Origin of the sequence: Moraxella sp. K02 (assembly GCF_041154755.1) — a bacterium.
GTDB lineage: Bacteria > Pseudomonadota > Gammaproteobacteria > Pseudomonadales > Moraxellaceae > Faucicola.
Window position 1 is genome coordinate 611,189 of the sequence record NZ_AP031590.1, and the last position, 18,350, is coordinate 629,538.

General features: G+C 43.2%; 13 protein-coding genes and 4 tRNA genes. 11 read left to right on the plus strand and 6 right to left on the minus strand.

Annotated elements, in window-relative coordinates; all coding sequences use genetic code 11:
- The first annotated feature begins 21 nt into the window (after positions 1–21).
- From ACAM39_RS02785 to ACAM39_RS02830, 10 genes are all read left to right on the plus strand, one after another.
- Complete coding sequence (locus tag ACAM39_RS02785; protein WP_369628152.1) at positions 22–1,005, plus strand: hypothetical protein; 984 nt, start codon at positions 22–24, stop codon at positions 1,003–1,005.
- 222 nt (positions 1,006–1,227) lie between these two features.
- Complete coding sequence (gene gltB, locus ACAM39_RS02790) at positions 1,228–5,697, plus strand: glutamate synthase large subunit (protein WP_369628153.1); 4,470 nt, start codon at positions 1,228–1,230, stop codon at positions 5,695–5,697.
- A gap of 150 nt (positions 5,698–5,847) precedes the next feature.
- Positions 5,848–7,269: an FAD-dependent oxidoreductase gene (locus ACAM39_RS02795; RefSeq protein WP_224053509.1), complete on the plus strand. Its 1,422-nt coding sequence runs from the start codon at positions 5,848–5,850 to the stop codon at positions 7,267–7,269.
- 155 nt (positions 7,270–7,424) lie between these two features.
- The gene (locus ACAM39_RS02800; protein WP_062334149.1) at positions 7,425–7,610 is read left to right on the plus strand and encodes a hypothetical protein; all 186 of its coding nucleotides are present in this window, start codon (positions 7,425–7,427) and stop codon (positions 7,608–7,610) included.
- A gap of 33 nt (positions 7,611–7,643) precedes the next feature.
- Entirely contained in the window at positions 7,644–9,083 is a 1,440-nt protein-coding gene (locus ACAM39_RS02805) for a lipopolysaccharide biosynthesis protein (protein ID WP_369628154.1), read from the plus strand.
- 190 nt (positions 9,084–9,273) lie between these two features.
- Positions 9,274–10,410, plus strand: coding sequence for a quinolinate synthase NadA (gene nadA / locus ACAM39_RS02810; protein WP_369628155.1), 1,137 nt, complete (start codon positions 9,274–9,276; stop codon positions 10,408–10,410).
- A gap of 153 nt (positions 10,411–10,563) precedes the next feature.
- Positions 10,564–10,640, plus strand: a tRNA-Pro gene (locus tag ACAM39_RS02815).
- Positions 10,641–10,702: 62 nt separating this feature from the next.
- Positions 10,703–10,776, plus strand: a tRNA-Arg gene (locus tag ACAM39_RS02820).
- Between the two features lie 31 nt (positions 10,777–10,807).
- Positions 10,808–10,883 (plus strand) — tRNA-His (locus tag ACAM39_RS02825).
- Positions 10,884–11,149: 266 nt separating this feature from the next.
- Positions 11,150–11,722, plus strand: coding sequence for a hypothetical protein (locus tag ACAM39_RS02830; RefSeq protein ID WP_369628156.1), 573 nt, complete (start codon positions 11,150–11,152; stop codon positions 11,720–11,722).
- Between the two features lie 147 nt (positions 11,723–11,869).
- On the opposite strand, the gene nagZ is transcribed toward ACAM39_RS02830, so the two are convergent.
- The 5 genes from nagZ to ACAM39_RS02855 all read right to left on the minus strand — a co-directional run bounded on the left by nagZ (position 11,870) and on the right by ACAM39_RS02855 (position 16,400).
- A complete protein-coding gene (gene nagZ, locus ACAM39_RS02835) occupies positions 11,870–12,910 on the minus strand; it encodes a beta-N-acetylhexosaminidase (RefSeq protein ID WP_369628157.1) in 1,041 nt (346 codons plus the stop codon).
- Positions 12,911–13,022: 112 nt separating this feature from the next.
- Positions 13,023–13,874 carry an NADPH-dependent 7-cyano-7-deazaguanine reductase QueF gene (queF, locus tag ACAM39_RS02840; RefSeq protein ID WP_369628158.1) on the minus strand — a complete coding sequence of 284 codons (852 nt, stop codon included), beginning with the start codon at positions 13,872–13,874 and terminating at the stop codon, positions 13,023–13,025.
- Between the two features lie 38 nt (positions 13,875–13,912).
- The gene (locus ACAM39_RS02845; RefSeq protein WP_369628159.1) at positions 13,913–14,686 is read right to left on the minus strand and encodes an ABC transporter permease; all 774 of its coding nucleotides are present in this window, start codon (positions 14,684–14,686) and stop codon (positions 13,913–13,915) included.
- Between the two features lies 1 nt (position 14,687).
- Positions 14,688–15,647 carry an ABC transporter ATP-binding protein gene (locus ACAM39_RS02850; protein WP_369628160.1) on the minus strand — a complete coding sequence of 320 codons (960 nt, stop codon included), beginning with the start codon at positions 15,645–15,647 and terminating at the stop codon, positions 14,688–14,690.
- 159 nt (positions 15,648–15,806) lie between these two features.
- Positions 15,807–16,400, minus strand: a complete 594-nt coding sequence (locus ACAM39_RS02855; RefSeq protein WP_369628161.1) for a c-type cytochrome — start codon at positions 16,398–16,400, stop codon at positions 15,807–15,809.
- Positions 16,401–16,679: 279 nt separating this feature from the next.
- Here ACAM39_RS02855 and ACAM39_RS02860 point away from each other — a divergent pair.
- Positions 16,680–16,755, plus strand: a tRNA-Arg gene (locus ACAM39_RS02860).
- A 117-nt stretch (positions 16,756–16,872) separates the two neighbouring features.
- Here the strand turns inward: ACAM39_RS02860 and ACAM39_RS02865 are convergent.
- Positions 16,873–17,991 (minus strand): hypothetical protein, encoded by a 1,119-nt coding sequence (locus ACAM39_RS02865; RefSeq protein ID WP_369628162.1) that lies wholly within the window; start codon positions 17,989–17,991, stop codon positions 16,873–16,875.
- Positions 17,992–18,350 lie beyond the last annotated feature (359 nt).

An 18,350-nucleotide genomic window follows, 5' to 3' on the forward strand; every position in this document is an offset into this window, starting at 1 on the left:
CCTCAGACAGAAGGTTGTTTTATGGTGCATTCTTTATCTACGCTGTATCGTTCATGGGCATTTAAAGTGACCACTTGGCTGATTTTAGCGGCGATTGCAGGCGGCTTGACGGTCATGGTGTGGATTGCCTCTGCAGTAAAGCCTGCCAAAAGTGCGGTGAAAGCAGCGAGTAATGCCAATCAAAATCAAGATCCCACCGCGCTCCTATTGGCCAAAACACCTGAAGAGCTCAATACCAAAGTTAGACCCATCAAATTTGATGCGGTGATTCGTGATATGCGCAACTATCCTAAAGAATTTAAGGACAGTCGCTTTATCAAGGCCAATAACGGTAAATGGACAGTTCAAGTCATGAACGTGGTGGAGCACGAAGTGGTCACCGATTACCTAAATAGCCGTGACGATCGTGATAAATTTAATTATTTTCGTATCGTTGATGCGCATAACCAAAAACGCTTTGTGGTCACCTATGGCGTATTTGGCTCAGTACAAGAAGCAGTTGGCGCGGCTAAAGTAGTGAATTTTAATTTACCAAAAGAGGTCAAAGCATTTCCTGAGGAATTTAAAATGTATGCTCCACAAATGGATGAGTATGAAGTCGCGCCGCCCCTTCGTGATGTCGGTAAGACAGCCGCGCGAGAAGTCAAACTAAACGCCACACCAAAATTATTGCCTGCGCCAAAAGCCAAAGTTGAACGACAACCACAAGCTGCGACCCCTAGAGCAGCAGAACCAAAACGCGTAGCACCAAAAACTAGCATTGAAAAGTCAGCCAATCCGCAAGAGACCCTTTCTATCCAAGAAGGTAAAGTGATTGCTGAAAGTAACAGTAACGACTCAAATGTCACCCGTTCAGAACCAAAAGTTATCAATAGCAAGAACGATAATGCTGAAGTTAAACCCAAACAAACCCACAGCAAGCCGGCTGAAGAAAAGCCAAAACCGAAAGATGCCTCAAAGGATAGCATGGGCGAGTTAATCAAGCAGAAGTCCCAAGCCAACTAGTGAGGTTAGACAGGTTGGTTCAGTTTGGTTTTCAAATAACAGTGGATTTTTTCACCCTTTTTCGTTAATATAACGAAGGGTATCATTTTTATTTCTTATGGTACATATAGATAACAAACATGACGGTTATCTATTCCAATCTTTTATGATTCAATAGCAAACATTGCACATATTTATAGTATGCCCATTTCTTTGCTACCAGCTTGTTAAGGGAACACGCTTATGTCTTTAAATCAGTATTCAGATCAGCATAATCTTTACCAACCCGATGTGTTCAAAGACAACTGTGGGTTTGGTTTGATTGCGCATACCCATGGTGAAGCTAGTCATGACTTAGTGCAAACAGCGATTCATAGTTTAAGCTGTATGACCCACCGCGGTGGCGTGGCAGCCGATGGTAAGACAGGCGATGGTTGTGGTCTATTGATTGCGACGCCCAAAGTATTTTTTAAAAAAATCGCATCAGACAATGGCTTTACCCTAAACGAAATTTTTGCCGTAGGTACGGTATTTGTTAACCTTGACAAAGCATTAGCACAGCAAAGCCAAGATGCACTAAGCCAAGCGATTGAAGCACAAGGTTTGCTAGTCGCTGGCTGGCGAGATGTGCCGGTTGATTTAAGTATCGTGGGTGACATTGCCCGTGAATCACTCCCAGGCTTTAAACAAATTTTAGTTAATTGCCCAATCAATATGGACGAGGCAACGTTTAACCGTAAATTATTCGTTGCACGCCGCAAAGCAGAAATCGCGCTGAAAGATGACCCGTTATTTTATGTGACTTCATTGACCTCACAAGTGGTTATCTATAAAGGCTTGGTCATGCCTGCCGATTTACCCGCGTTTTTCTTGGATTTACAAGACGAACGTTTGGCGTCACACATTGTGGTATTCCACCAACGTTTCTCAACCAATACCCTGCCAAGATGGCCATTAGCACAGCCTTTTCGCTATCTTGCCCACAATGGTGAATTAAACACGATTGATGGTAACCGTGACTGGGCAGTCGCTCGTACGCCAAAATTTGTCACCGATTTGATTCCAGAGCTGCAAGAATTACAGCCACTCGTCAACCGTGTGGGCTCTGACTCATCAAGCTTAGACAATATGCTTGAAGTACTGGTGTCAGGGGGCATGGATTTATTCCGTGCGCTTTCTATCCTCGTGCCACCCGCTTGGCAAAATGTTGACACGATGGACATGGATTTACGCGCGTTTTATGAGTTTTACTCACAGCACATGGAAGCGTGGGATGGCCCAGCCGGCCTAGTGATCCAAGATGGTCGCTATGCGGTTTGTATGCTTGACCGCAATGGTTTACGTCCATCACGTTGGGTGACGACCAAAAATGGCTATATCACCGTGGCTTCAGAAATCGGTACTTGGGATTATCAGCCTGAAGACGTGATTGCTAAAGGTCGTGTCGGACCGGGTCAAATGCTAGTGATTGACACTGAAACTGGTAACATCATGGACACCAAAGCAGTGGGTCGTCAGCTGAAAAAAGCCCACCCATATCGCCTATGGTTACGTGAAAATGCGGTACGTCTACGAGATGATGAGCAGCTAGAAGAAAAAGCTTATGAGCAACGTGAAACAGGCGAGCATCTGTTAGCGCTGCAAAAAATGTTTCATATCACCAATGAAGAACGCACAGAAATTATCCGTCCTTCAGCCGAAAACGGTCAAGAAGCCGTTGGCTCAATGGGCGATGACACCCCGATGGCGGTACTATCAAAACAAGTTCGTCACGTGGCTGATTTCTTTCGTCAACAATTTGCTCAGGTTACCAACCCACCAATCGATCCTTTGCGCGAAGCGATTGTGATGTCCTTGGAAACTTGTTTGGGTAGCGAAAAAAATATTTTTGAACCTACGCCAGACCACGCCAACCGTATCGTGTTGTCATCGCCTGTGTTGTCATCGAGCAAAATGATGCAACTACGCAGCGTCACAAAACCAGGTTTTGAAATTGAAACCATTGATTTAAATTATGATGAATCAATGCCATTAGATGATGCCATCAAACACATCTGTGAGCAAGCTGCACAAGCGGTACGCGCAGGTAAAGTATTGATTGTATTATCTGACCGCAATATTGAAAAAGGTAAAGTACCTGCCAATGCCATTATGGTGACGGGTGCGGTGCATCATCACTTGATTAATGTAGGTTTACGCGCAGATGCCAACTTAATCATCGAAACAGGTTTGGTACGTGATTCGCACCAATTAGCGGTCTTGTTAGGGTTTGGTGCTACCGCGGTTTATCCATACTTGGCTTACAATGTGATTGCAGACTTGGTCGATAAAGGCGACTTGCTTGGTGACCCGTTGTACGCCAAAAACAACTTCCGTAAAAGCTTGGATAAAGGCTTGTTAAAAATCCTATCAAAAATGGGTATTTCGACTGTCTCTTCTTATCGCGGCGCGCAATTGTTCGAAGCCGTGGGTTTATCAGAAGAAGTGGTTGAGCTTTGCTTTACTGGGGTTGAAAGCCGTATCTCAGGTGCCACGTTTGACGATTTGGCGATTGACCAACAAATCTTGGCAAAAAATGCCTTTACCAAACGTGTACCGCTTGACCAAGGCGGCTTGTTAAAATTCGTCTTTAACAAAGAATACCACGCCTTCAACCCCGATGTGATTCAAGCGCTACATAAAGCGGTACGCACGGGCGACTACGACAACTACAAAGAATATGCGTCTATTGTCAACAGCCGCCCTGTCGCGACGTTACGTGATTTGCTGCAGTTAGATACCAGTAAATCCATCAGTGTTGATGACGTTGAGCCTATTGAACAAATCCTAAAACGCTTTGACTCAGCAGGTATGTCATTAGGCGCCTTGTCGCCAGAGGCACACGAGGCGATTGCAACCGCGATGAACACGATTGGCGGACGTTCAAACTCGGGTGAGGGCGGTGAAGATCCCACACGTTATGGCACGATTCGTAACTCAAAAATCAAACAAGTCGCCTCAGGTCGTTTCGGGGTCACACCGGCTTACTTGCGTTCTGCAGAAGTGATGCAGATTAAAATCGCGCAGGGGGCAAAACCCGGTGAAGGCGGTCAGTTACCCGGTGGTAAAGTAAATAGCTTAATTGCGCGTTTGCGTTACTCAGTGCCAGGTGTGACCTTGATTTCACCACCACCGCATCATGATATTTATTCGATTGAAGACTTGGCGCAGCTAATTTTTGACTTAAAACAAGTGAATCCAAACGCGCTTGTATCAGTCAAATTGGTGTCGCGTCCAGGTGTAGGCACTATTGCAACGGGTGTGGCAAAAGCGTATGCCGATTTGATTACCATTTCAGGGTATGATGGTGGTACCGCAGCGTCTCCTTTATCATCAATTCACTATGCAGGCTCGCCTTGGGAACTAGGTTTATCTGAAGCACACCAATCGCTTCGTGTCAACGGACTACGTCATAAAGTACGGGTGCAAACAGATGGTGGTTTAAAAACGGGTTTAGACGTAGTAAAAGCAGCAATATTGGGGGCAGAAAGCTTCGGTTTTGGTACCACGCCGATGATTGCGGTGGGCTGTAAGTACTTGCGTATCTGTCACCTAAACAACTGTCCAACGGGCGTGGCAACGCAAAAATCAGAACTGCGCGATGAGCATTTTATCGGTGAAGCCGACATGCTGATTAATTTCTTTAGATTTGTGGCACAAGAAACCCGTGAATGGTTGGCGGCATTGGGCGTACGCTCAATGGAAGAGCTTGTGGGTCGCACTGACTTGCTATCAGTCATGTCAGGCACCACCAACAAGCAACAACACTTGAACCTAGCCCCGCTATTATTTACCCATAGCAAAGCCGATGGCAAACCACAAACCTGCCAAGTTGAGCGCAATGAGCCATTTGACAAAGGCTTGCTCGCTGAACAAATGGTTATCGATATGATGGATACCATCAAATCAGCCAAAGGCGGTGACTTTAGCTATCGTATTGGCAACTGTGACCGTTCTATCGGTGCGCGTATCTCAGGGGAGATTGCTGCGCTGCATGGCAACAATGGTATGGCAAGCGTGCCAATTAACTTACACTTAACCGGCACCGCGGGTCAAAGTTTAGGTGTGTGGAATGCAGGCGGCTTGAACATTAAGCTTGAAGGGGATGCCAACGACTACGTAGGTAAAGGCATGGCAGGGGGTGAAATTGTGATTTACCCACCAAAAGGCTCGACGTTTGCCAGCCAGCAAACCGCTATCATCGGTAACACCTGTTTGTATGGAGCCACAAGCGGTCATCTATATGCGGCAGGTACCGCAGGTGAACGTTTTGCGGTTCGAAATTCAGGTTGTTTCGCGGTGGTTGAAGGTACCGGCGACCACTGCTGTGAATACATGACAGGGGGTGTGGTGACGGTTTTGGGTAAAACCGGTCTAAACTTCGGTGCCGGTATGACAGGCGGTTTTGCTTACGTACTTGATTTAGATGGCGATTTCTTTGACCGTTGTAACCATGAGCTTATCGATATGCATCGTATCTCAAGTGAGCAAACAGAAAATCACCGTATCAACTTGATGTCGATTATCAAAACTCACGTGGCAAAAACAGGTAGCCAATGGGGTCAAACCATCCTTGACGACTTTGAGCATTATGTTCGTAAGTTCTATTTGGTCAAACCAAAAGCCGCGAACATTACTTCGCTACTAAAAACGACCATGGCAGACCCACAATAAGCGATTGTGTAGCATAATTTGATGATATTGGATTGCTAAAGGTAGCGCGTGACCAGCGCTCTACCTTTAACTTAAATTTTAAAAGTTCGCTGTCAAGCAGGTCGGTATACAGTGAATCGCTGGATACCACTCACTTAGGAGCATTGTGGCATGGCAAAACGATTACACAACGATTTTCAGTTTTTAGACGTCGCACGTGTCGACCCTTCAAAAAAAGACATTAATACCCGTACTCACGAGTTTGTTGAGATTTACTATCCATTTGAGCAAGACAAGGTGACTGACCAAGCGCACCGCTGTCTTGAATGTGGTAACCCTTATTGTGAATGGAAATGTCCCGTCCATAACTACATTCCAAACTGGCTAAAACTGGCTACCGAAGGTCATATTTTCCAAGCAGCAGATTTGTGCCACCAAACCAACACGTTGCCAGAAGTCTGTGGGCGAGTATGTCCTCAAGACCGTCTGTGTGAAGGGGCTTGTACCCTCAATGACGGCTTTGGGGCGGTCACCATTGGTAATGTGGAAAAATACATCACCGATACTGCGTTTGCGCTAGGCTGGCGTCCAGATATGAGCGGTGTGACTTGGACGGATAAAAAAGTTGCAGTGATTGGCGCAGGTCCTGCCGGTCTTGGCTGTGCTGATATACTGGTACGTAATGGCGTCAAACCTGTGGTATTTGACAAACGCCCTGAAATTGGTGGACTACTGACCTTTGGTATTCCAGAATTTAAAATGGAAAAAAATGTCATGCGTCGTCGCCGCGAAGTCTTCGAAAGCATGGGCATTGAATTTCGTTTAAATACCGAGATTGGTAAAGAGGTCACCATTGATGAGTTACTCAGTGAGTATGACGCGGTGTTTATGGGTATGGGTACCTATACCTATATGCGTGGCGGTTATGCCGGCGAAGAGTTATCTGGCGTGTATGATGCGCTTGATTTTTTAATCGCAAACGTCAACCGCTGCCAAGGTTGGGAAACGAACCCACAAGAGTACATCGACTTACAAGGTAAAAAAGTGGTCGTTCTTGGCGGTGGTGATACCGCGATGGACTGTAACCGTACCAGTATCCGCCAAGGTGCAACTTCTGTGACTTGTGCCTATCGCCGTGATGAGGAGAATATGCCAGGCTCACGCCGTGAAGTGCGTAACGCGCGTGAAGAAGGCGTACAGTTTTTATTTAACCGTCAGCCGATTGAAATTATCGGTTTAAACGGTAAAGTAACGGGCGTTAAAGTAGTGACCACTAAACTTGGTGAACCTGACAACCGCGGTCGTCGTAGCCCAGAGCCTATTCCCAATTCAGAAGAAATCTTGCCAGCCGATGCGGTGATTATGGCATTTGGTTTCCGCACCAGCCCGGCTGATTGGTTTACCACCCAAGGCATTGAGATGGATAATAGCGGACGGGTGATTGCGCCTGAGTTACAAACCTATAAGTACCAAACTAAGAATCCAAAAATCTTCGCAGGTGGCGATATGGTGCGGGGTTCAGACTTGGTGGTAACCGCGATTTGGGAAGGTCGTGAGGCCGCTAAAGGTATCCTAGATTACCTAGATGTTTAAGCATAAACCTTTTCTAGCTAAGAATTGCTGTTAATTACGTCAAAAAACCCAATATTGATTGGGTTTTTTTACAGGTAAATTTCGGTGCGTTTTTGTCCACTTTGGGCTATTATGTCGCATAAATTCATCATACTACTAGGTCAATGATATGCCATTTGCGCAGCATTTTGGTACAAAACTGGACGATTGAACATGCCAAAATTGAAATGCAGGACGGCGGGTATGGCTTTCACTGGATTTGGATTAATATCAGCAATTTATTGACCGAGAAAAAAGTACAAGAAGTGCAACACGCCTTGTTAGCGCTACAACGCCAAAAGCCTATTATTAGCCAACCTTAAAACCCATCAAGCGACATTAACTTTGGATAGCCTGTGAATATCAAACGACTGTTAGGTGAAACCATTATCTATGGTATCGGTGCGATTTTACCCCGTGTCATTACCTTTTTACTCAATCCGTTGTATATCAATTACATCGATAAAGAAGCCTTTGCTATCTTTACCAGCCTATATGCTTGGATTGCTTTTATCAATATTGTGCTCACTTTTGGTTTTGAAACATCTTATTTTCGCTTTTCAGGTGAAGATAAAACAGGCGCCGCCGAAAAAAATGTGTTTAGCACGGCGTTTTGGTTTATTGCCATGTTGGCAGGCGGGTTTTTGGTCATGGTGTTGCTATTTAGCAATCCGTTATCAATGCTGATGGATTATGGCAATCATCCTGAATTTTTGCGCTGGTTTGCTTGGATTGCGTTTTTTGATGCGATTTGTACCATTCCGTTTGCTTGGCTACGTTATCACAACCAGCCTGTGAAGTATTCGGTGGTGCGGGTAGTGTCGATTTTGATACAAACTGTGGTGGTTATTGCGCTATTTCGCTTTGTGCCCATAGAGGCTGCCAAAAGTTTCGGTTTGACCGAGCAAGTGGCGTATCCATTCTTTGCCAATTTAGTTGCCAGTCTCGCCACTTTTATGATGCTATTTCCGATTATCAAAAAAGTACGCTTACATTTTGATAAAGCCTTGTTCAAACGTATGATTCGTTATTCTTATCCGGTCATGCTGGCAGGGTTGGCGTTTATGGTGAATGAAAACTTCGATAAAATCATTCAATATTATATGATTGATAAAGGCGATGCGGGGGCATACGGTGGCTGCTACAAATTGGCGGTGTTAATGACTTTGTTTGTGACTGCGTATCGGATGGGGATTGAGCCGTTTTTATTCAAACAAATGCACCATGCCAATGCCAAACATACTTATGCCATGATGACGGAGTACTTTGCTTTATTTGCATCGGTGGTGGCGCTTGGAATTATTGCCAATATTTCATGGCTCAAACGGTTATTTATCACCGATCCCAGTTATTGGACAGCGATTAATATCGTACCGATTATTGTCATTGCAAACCTATGTTTTGGGATTTATTACAACCTATCAACTTGGTATAAAGTAACTGACCGTACTGGGATTGGCTCAGCCATCTCGTGGCTTGGGGCGGGACTGACTATTTTGCTCCATATGCTGTTTTTAAAGCAGTACGGCTTTATGGTGTCGGCGTGGGTGACGCTTTTTGTTTATTTCCTCATGATGATAGTATCGTACGCGCTTGGACAGCATTTTTATCCGATACCTTACCAAACCAAAAAAATCGTTTTCTTTTTGGGCACGCTGATGCTGTTTAGTGTGATAATCGTCAGTGCTTTTCAAATGAATTTTTGGTTATCCAATACCTTATTACTGGTCTATATTGGCTTAATCGGCTATAGCGAGCGCGCGCTGTTAAAACGTTTGGTAAAAGCAAAAGCGTAACAATTGAGCCTTAATAACATTTTAATGGGTCTCAGTATTTAATTTAGCCAAATTACCCTTATATCAGTTACTAGTCGCAATTGATTCACCTTGCGCAAAAAAGTTTGCTATAGTAACAGCAGGAGAATCAATGAATTGCTACTTACCTGTGATAGACATGGGTAAGTCATCTCATGAGAAGGAGTTTTTCATGCAACAATCAAGTACGCCGCAAGCAACTACCGAGCTTGCCAATCCTCTATTAGCGAATAATGAGCAACTGCTAGCAGTGTCTGCCAAAGATATTGTCAAACAACATCTCGATAAGCTCGGTATACCCCAAGATATTGAGATTGACGATGCCGAATTTGCAGAAAAAAAACAGCGCATTGCCGATTTGTTAAAACAGCATAATGCCGCGTTAATTGCTCACTATTACACCGACCCAAAAATCCAAGCAATTGCCGAAGCCACAGGCGGTATCGTGTCGGATAGTTTAGAGATGGCAAGGTTTGGGCGTGATAGTGATGCTGATGTGTTGATTGTTGCAGGCGTCAAATTCATGGGTGAGACCGCCAAAATCCTAAGTCCTGCAAAAACGGTATTAATGCCAACGCTAGAAGCCACTTGCTCACTAGATTTGGGTTGTCCGATTGAAGACTTTAGCGCGTTTTGTGACCAACATCCTGACCGTACTGTGGTCGTGTATGCCAACACCTCAGCGGCTGTTAAAGCGCGGGCAGATTGGGTGGTGACATCGAGTATCGCGGTTGAGCTCATTGACCATCTAGACAGCCAAGGTGAAAAAATCATTTGGGCACCTGACCAGCATTTGGGGCGTTATATCCAGCAAAAAGTGGGCGCAGATATGCTACTGTGGGATGGCGCTTGTATCGTGCATGAAGAGTTCCGTAGCCGCAGCCTAAAAACTATGAAAGAGATGTACCCCGATGCGGCGGTGCTAGTGCACCCAGAATCACCGATTGAGATGACCCAAATGGCAGATGCCGTCGGTAGCACCAGTCAGCTTATTAAAGCGGCGCAAACCCTACCGCACAAGATGTTCATCGTCGCGACCGATCGCGGTATTTTTTATAAAATGCAGCAAGCGGCGCCAGATAAGGTGTTTATCGAAGCGCCGACGCGTGGGGAAGGTGCAACCTGTCGTTCATGTGCGCACTGTCCATGGATGGCGATGAATGATTTAGACCAAATCATCCATGCACTGGAGAAAGTAGGCACGCCTGACGCCGTACCACACGAGATTTTTGTTGATGCGCAGCTAATCGAACAAGCTAAAAAACCCCTAGATCGTATGTTGGCATTTGGCGCCACGCTCAAAAGATAGGCGTCAACAACCATTGTCTGTTTTTAAAATATTGAAAAAAGTCGTTGACAGTCTAACTAACTTGCTTTAATATACGCACCACTTAGCGATGATAGCCTTTAAGCTTACCATTGTTAAGGTATTGAAGTAAAAATTAAAGCCTAGTTAGGCAATCGGAGTGTAGCACAGCTTGGTAGTGCACCTGGTTTGGGACCAGGGGGTCGAAGGTTCGAATCCTTTCACTCCGACCATTCATTCTTTAAACTTAACCAAGTTGAAAAGATGAATCAAGAGCCGAGCAGGCTTTTTTTATGCGCCTGTAGCTCAGTTGGATAGAGCACCCGCCTTCTAAGTGGGTGGTCACAGGTTCGAATCCTGTCAGGCGCGCATTTTGCTAGTCTGTAAAACCTACCTTATGGCGGATGTAGCTCAGTTGGTAGAGCCCCGGGTTGTGATCTCGGTTGTCGTGGGTTCGAGTCCCATCATTCGCCCCATATTCAAAAAAGCCCTTAATTCAATGAATTAAGGGCTTTTTTTATGCCTTGTCTATTCCCTTATCTATTCCCTTATCTATTTATTACGTTTGCAAATTTGTTATAAAAAACAACGGTTGGGCTACACTTTTTTAGGATCAACCATTATTTATTTTATATACTAGGGTCATATATTGTACTAAAAGATAAGCTCGTAAAGGTAAATTGCCAATAATGCGATTTTACTTGATAACCAACCTAAAATGAAATGGCGTGAGACCCTGAATATGAGACGACGTAACGCTAGGTTTCATCAACTCGCTGTGAGCAGCTTTGCTATAAGTGCTAGCTTACTTGTTAGCTTACTTGCTAATATTGCCCAAGCGGCTACTAAACTGCCAAAATCCCCTTGGCAATCGCATGCATCACTCAAAAGTAGCCAAGTTAGCCCAATTTATCAACAACAATGGCGACAATCTGATTATAAATATTGTCCAATTTTAGCCATTGCTAATCATTCATCAGTGAATATCAAAACTGCACAATCACGCGCTGCCAATTTTTCAGGTGGCTTTGCGGTGGCGTATGATTTGAAAAACTATAAAGGCAAGCCTTTACGCAGTGCTTATGGCGTAGCCAATGCAGGTACGACGTCTAAGCATGACTTATATGAGGGCTGGGCATATCGTAAAAACTATGCCGATGGCAGTTATGTGACGCTTGGGCGAGAAGGCAATAATCCACAGGGTAAAATGCTGGCTTACCTCGTGCTGAACAATGGCTGTTTTTATAACATCTGGAGTCAGTTAAGTGGTGAGCATCTGCAAAAAATGATAGGTCAATTACGCTATGTCAATTGATGAATCAAAAAGTAGCTATAAAAATTAGCTACAAGAAAGTAGTTATAAAAAAAGCAACGTTGCCGCGTTGCTTTTTTTTGAATTTATTTTTTTCAAATTTGATTTTTTTAAAGTGGCTTGTTTCAAATTTCCTTGTTTTAAGCAAATTCATGCAAAGAAATTTTCTAGCACTTTACGCTGACTACTTTGCCAGTGTGACCAGTCTTTGGCTGAGTCGGCCAGTGAGCCCCGCCAGCCTTTGATATTGCCTTTCATAGTAGATAACCGATGTTGGCTGGTGGTATTGAGCAGTGTCGGCTGTTTTTGTAAACTTTCAAGCGCAACCAAGGCAGCAGGGCGGTCATTACATAATAATCCCATATCGCAACCTGCCGTTAAGGCAGCCGCAATACGGTCACCTGCATCACCTGCAACATGTGCCGCTTTCATCGATAGGTCATCGGAGAACAATACCCCATTAAACCCTAGTTTACCACGAATAATCTGTTGTAGCCAAATCGATGAAAACCCTGCAGGTTTGTTATCAACTGTGCTAAATACCACATGAGCGGGCATGAGCGCATCTAGTAGCGGCTTATTGCGAATAAATGGCTGCATATCGTATTGGCGAATCTCATCATAACTGCGCTCATCGGTGGCATCATCCACATGAGAATCCGGGGCAACTGAGCCGTGACCGGGAAAATGCTTGCCCGTAGTTGCCATTCCGGCAAGCTTCATGCCGCGCATAAATTCAGCAGATAAGGCGGTGATTGCAATCGGATGGGCGTGAAACGCGCGATCACCAATGACGCGGCTCACCCCATTGATATCAAGTACAGGCGCAAAACTAAAATCAATCCCAACCGCTAGGACTTCGCTTGCCATCAAATAGCCCGCACAATAAGCAAGATCAAGCGCAGTGATAGGGTCATGCTCAAACCTTTCACCGAGTTTGCCCATCGCAGGTAGCGGCGAAAAACCCGCGCGTAAGCGAGCGACACGACCACCTTCTTGGTCAACGGCAATTAAAATATTGGGTTTGATGGCACGCATACTATCAGTCAATTCGCGTACTTGCTCAGGGCTTTCTACATTGCGCCCAAACAAAATCACGCCGCCAACTTCCGGTTGGCGTAGCAGTGCTTCATCTGCTAGGCTAAGCGCTGTGCCTTCAATATCGAGCATGAGTTGACCGACTGCTTGCATGCGGTAATCCTTCTGGGTATTGCTTGCCGCCAACTATTAGGTAAACTTAGTTTTAGGCAGGAAAATTTTGAAAAACATAGCATACGCTTTTTTTGATAAAAATGCGACTAGCTTACTGACGGTTGAGCCGTGACGGTGGCGGCAACAAACTGATATCACTCACCCGACAAGGATTGATATCAATCCCGCCACGGCGTGTGTACCATGCGCGTACCATGAGCGTTTTTGGCGAAAAAGCTTGGGTTAAATCACTAAAAATTTGCTCCACGCATTGTTCATGAAAGCCATTATGCTGACGAAAGCTCAGAATATATTCAAGCAGTCCTGCTCGGTCAATCACTTGGCTATCTATCTGAATTTCCAGTGTTCCCCAATCTGGCTGATTGGTGACAGGGCAGTTTGAGCGCAGCAGATGCGAATGCAAAATTTGTAACTGGCTATCCGAGGCGCCATGATGGGCAACGGTCAAGCTTGAAGGATCTACATCACTGACGATGGCGATTTTTTTATCGCTGTTATCTAACGCGTTATCAATGCAGTCACCCTGCGGCGCGCTGATGGGTAAGCTATTTACGATGTTTATCTCAAAAATCTCAAGCGTCACATCGGTTTTTAGACAAGCGGATAAATCTTTTTCCACCGTTGCTTTAACAGCTTGTTGATTGTCAAATTCAGTGAAATTTAGGCTATTAAAATAAAGTTTGAGCGATTTTGATTCGACAATATAGTCTGATGTGGCAGGGATAGCAAGGCGCGCCATTGCCACCTGTGAAATGCCGTGCGAATTCAGCCAAGACATTTCAAATACCTGCCACCAGTCCATGCCGATGCTTAAGGCGTCAGCAGGCAGCGCTAGGTTTGCTCGTCCTAATGCGCGGGGAATAGGGTAGAGCATATCGGGAGCATAGGTTTTTGGATAGTGGGTGGATTGACCCAAAATACCGTGAGTTTCAAGTGGTTTCATATTTTTTGAATTTAACTAAGTTATCTAAGTTATCTAAGTTATAAACGAACGCGTGAGCCATCTGCTAAAAGATAATACGCAATGCCATAAAATATCGCGGTAAAAATCCCAATCGCCAACAAAGATGACCATACATTGACATCTGAATGACCCAAAATACCATAGCGAAAAGCATTGACCATATAAACAATGGGGTTTAGTAGCGATATGTTTTGCCAAAATCCCGATAAATCATTCAGTGAATAAAACACACCGCCCAAATACGTCAAGGGTGTCAACACAAAACTGGGTACGATGGAAATATCATCAAACGAGCGCGCAAATACCGCATTAATCATACCGCCCAGCGAAAACAATGCCGAGGTCATCACCACAGTAAAAATCGTGACAAACGCATGCACCAGTGATAACTGAGTAAAAAACAACGCAAGCACCGTCACAATCGCGCCAATGGTCAACCCCCGAAACAAACCGCCCGCGATAAAACCCAGTAAAATGGTATGTTTAGAAATCGGACTGACCAGCATCTCTTCAATATTACCATGAAACTTGGTGGCAAAAAAACTCGATACCACATTGGAGTAGCTATTGGTAATCACTGACATCATAATCAAGCCAGGCACGATAAACTGCATGTAAGAGACACCGCCCATATCGCCAACGCGCGCGCCAATCATTTTACCAAAGATGATAAAATACAAACTCATGGTGATGGCAGGGGGCAACAGCGTTTGCGGCCAAATGCGAAGAATTCGGCGGATTTCTTTGACTAACAAGGTGTTAAATGCAACCAACTGGTGCTGAAAATCCATCTTAATTCTCCAATTTTTCAGTCAAATTATTTTCAACAATCCCCAAAAACAACTCTTCAAGGCGATTGGCTTTATTACGCATACTCGCTACCTGAATATTTTGAGCATTCAACTGGGCAAATACGTCATTTAAACTGTCGCCTTTTTTGAGTGTGACTTCAAGGGTCAACGGATCTGGCTGTTTGGTTTTTACCACATTGGTTAAAGCAATGGAGGCGGGATAAGGTTGCGCCAAATCAAACACAAAGCTTTCCACATCAAGGCTGGTAAGCAAACTTTTCATATCAGTATTGATACGAATTTCACCCTGGTCAAGGATAGCAATGTTTTTACACAGCTGCTCAGCTTCTTCTAAATAATGGGTGGTTAAAATAATGGTCGTGCCTTCTTGGGTGTTGATTTGCTGCATAAAATCCCACATCGAGCGGCGCAGTTCAATATCCACGCCCGCAGTCGGCTCATCCAAAATCAACAGTTTGGGATGGTGCATTAAAGCACGCGCAATCATCAAACGGCGCTTCATACCGCCAGAGAGCATACGTGCTTTGTTGTCGCGTTTTTCCCAAAGCCCCAATGCTTTAAGCAGTTTTTCGGCGCGCGGGCGAGATTGCTTGGGAGGTATGCCAAAATAACCCGCTTGGGCAATCAAAATATCTTCGATTTTTTCAAACTGCATAAAGTTAAATTCTTGCGGCACCACGCCTAAGAACTGCTTGGCTTTGGCAGGCTGTTTAAGCAAATCTACCCCAAAAATTTCTACCGAGCCTGAGCTGGGTTTAAATAGCGAGCTGATAATACCAATGGTGGTGGATTTACCCGCACCATTGGGACCGAGTAGGGCAAAAAATCCACCTTGGGGTACGGTCAAATCAATGCCTTTGAGTGCTGCAAAACCATTTGGGTAGGTTTTGGTAAGCTGGGTGATTTTTAGAGCAGGGATGGTAGTGTCAAAGTTTGCCATAGCAATGCAGGTTCTGGTTAAAGGTGAGGCCTTAATGGGGATGGATTGGACAGTTTAAAGATTTGCGTGAACTAAGTTTATATTGGTTAAATTAAATTATATCAATGATACAATTAAAAAAGCCTATCAGTTGATAGGCTTCATCTAGGCTAAAAATGACTATTTGGATTGAGACACCATATAATCAACCGCGTTGGTCACTTCCACATCTAGCAAATCCGCATTACCACCTTTTGCTGGCATAGCGTTAAAACCCTGAATAGCATGTTGATGTAAAGTCGCAGTCCCTTTACCAATACGAGCACTCCATGCACCCTTATCACCCAGTTTAGGTGCACCTAACAGACCTGCAGTGTGACAAGTATGGCACACACCTTCATAAATTACTTTGCCTTCACGTGGTTTGTTTGGGTCAGCGGCGCCCAATGCAGCGGCAATAGTGATATCACACTCTTTACCTTCAAAACAAACTTTACCTTGGGGTGCAATACGTGCGATTAGATTTGGGTATAATGCAACCAATTTTGCAACTTGAGGTGGGTCTTCAGGTGCTTTTTCTGCTTCTTTTTTTGCGGGAGCGGCAGAGGATGCAGGGGCTGAAGCAGTTGTAGTACTTGAGGCTGTCGCGGTACTTGAAGCGCTAGCGGTAGCTGATGCCGCTGCGGGGGCACTGGCTTTATCCTCAGCTTGGCTGACAGCGATACCCGCAAGACTTAGCATAGTAACCGCTGATAACATCACTACTTTTTTCATTCGTCACGTTCTCTCAAACAGGTGAATTAAATTATCGTAATACTTTTAAAACGAACAATATGAGCCATTAGATTGCTCGATTGTATCCGTTGATGCGATAAATGTTACATAGATTTATTTTCCATACTATTATAAGGGAAAATTATCTGAAAAAGCTATGCTTATTTAATATGTGCTATCAACTTTGCCGAGCAGTTTTTAGCAGTAATTTTGATGATTTGCTTATTGTACGAAAAGTTTGCTAAAATAGCCCACTGCTTTTTTTCAATCCCAATCAAAGCGTTCGTAGCTCAACTGGATAGAGTACAGGTCTCCGAAGCCTGTGGCGTGGGTTCGAGTCCCGCCGAGCGCACCATTTTAATTATGTAAATCATTGTATTTATTATATTTAACTTTATATAAAACTTAATTGGGTACTTACTGGGGTACTTGATAATTAAGTCTTAATATTTTGTTTACCGTTATAAAAATTTTATCCTTCACTATTTCTAGCTATTTTCTTTTTCAATCTAATATTCCTTGACTTGAGCAACCTCTTTATTTGCTCTAAAACTTCTTCAGGATTTTCAATTATTTTAACTTTTTCTTTCTTACCGACATATCTAAGTTGATATTTACCTTCGGGCAATGAACTTGCTAGTATAGGTGTATGTCCTCCATAAAACGTCCTTGTATTTGGAACGTTATATCCCTCAACTACAATATATTTGTATTTATTACGATCAAAGCCATATCTATCATCAGCTAAAATGATAACACCATCCTGCGATGCAATCATAATATTTTGATTTGGACTAACTTGAAGTTCACCATACTTATCTTCAGATAATTCCCTTTCTTCGAATATGCCATCTTTAGGTATCGAATTAAGCGAAGCGATTACCAAGTTCAATTTATCAACTCTATCAATAGCGAAAAATCTTTCCTTTAATATTCTTAGACCTTTTTTATCTAAACTCTCTAATATAGCATCTAACTGGTCATCTGTTGCCTCATAAATTTTTTTCAGCTTATTTTTTGGTATCTCATTTTGTAAGTAGTGACCCTTTAACTTATTAAATTCATAGATGATTTTATCTTTATTGATAGGTTTACCAAAATCAATTTTTCTAAAAACAACTTGACCTGAAATAATATCTTCCTCTGGTATGCTAAAGTTAATCATATTCTCAAAAGCGTCTTTTAATTCATCTAGCCCATAAAAAACTTTAGTTAATAGCTCACTGGGTAGCATGTGAGCGTAAACTAACATTGCGATGCTATTCTTATAAATCCATTGATGAGTACCTGTTGGCAATAGGCTATCAGACCTAAATGACAATAGTTTACCTAAATTCTTCGAAGGGGTAGGCATGTTTTGAACGATGGTATTCAATTCAATTAAAACATCTTCTTCGGTTAAAAAGTCGAAGTTAGGAAACAGTCCTTCATATAGCCTATAAATATAAATAAGTTGCTTGGCATCATTGATAGAAAATGTCCTTATGATATTTAAGTAATATTTATAAAAGTCCTTGTCTTGAGTAATTGCCATCCCTACATTATGAGATTCAATCTTCTGTAAAGAACTTTCTAAAAATCCAGAATTCACGTGTAAAGTTCTCAATTCATTATTCACTTTATTCTATCCAATTCAACAAAAACATGAGTCAAATATATACATTTTTCGTATCAATATCAACTCCTAAAAATAACTTAATCATATCTAAACCGTAGCTAAAACGTATACAAATACCGATAAATCAGCTATTTAGCCAAAATATAGTTAAATTGTAAAGAGAGCACTAAAATTTGAGTTAAAATATATTTTTAAGCAGGTGTTATATGATTATCTGTAAATTTAAATTCTATATCACTCTAATTCGGTAAAGTTTTTTCAAAAGTACTAATTTTATTAACATAATCTTAAAGGTTGGTTGGTAGCTAAATTGATAAAAAAGTTGTTTAGGT

Coding starts and splice junctions, on each gene's coding strand:
- ACAM39_RS02785 (WP_369628152.1), top strand. CDS start 22: ATGGTGCATTCTTTATCTACGCTGTATCGTTCATGGGCATTTAAAGTG.
- gltB (WP_369628153.1), top strand. CDS start 1,228: ATGTCTTTAAATCAGTATTCAGATCAGCATAATCTTTACCAACCCGAT.
- ACAM39_RS02795 (WP_224053509.1), top strand. CDS start 5,848: ATGGCAAAACGATTACACAACGATTTTCAGTTTTTAGACGTCGCACGT.
- nadA (WP_369628155.1), top strand. CDS start 9,274: ATGCAACAATCAAGTACGCCGCAAGCAACTACCGAGCTTGCCAATCCT.
- ACAM39_RS02830 (WP_369628156.1), top strand. CDS start 11,150: ATGAGACGACGTAACGCTAGGTTTCATCAACTCGCTGTGAGCAGCTTT.
- nagZ (WP_369628157.1), bottom strand. CDS start 12,910: ATGCAAGCAGTCGGTCAACTCATGCTCGATATTGAAGGCACAGCGCTT.
- queF (WP_369628158.1), bottom strand. CDS start 13,874: ATGAAACCACTTGAAACTCACGGTATTTTGGGTCAATCCACCCACTAT.
- ACAM39_RS02845 (WP_369628159.1), bottom strand. CDS start 14,686: ATGGATTTTCAGCACCAGTTGGTTGCATTTAACACCTTGTTAGTCAAA.
- ACAM39_RS02850 (WP_369628160.1), bottom strand. CDS start 15,647: ATGGCAAACTTTGACACTACCATCCCTGCTCTAAAAATCACCCAGCTT.
- ACAM39_RS02855 (WP_369628161.1), bottom strand. CDS start 16,400: ATGAAAAAAGTAGTGATGTTATCAGCGGTTACTATGCTAAGTCTTGCG.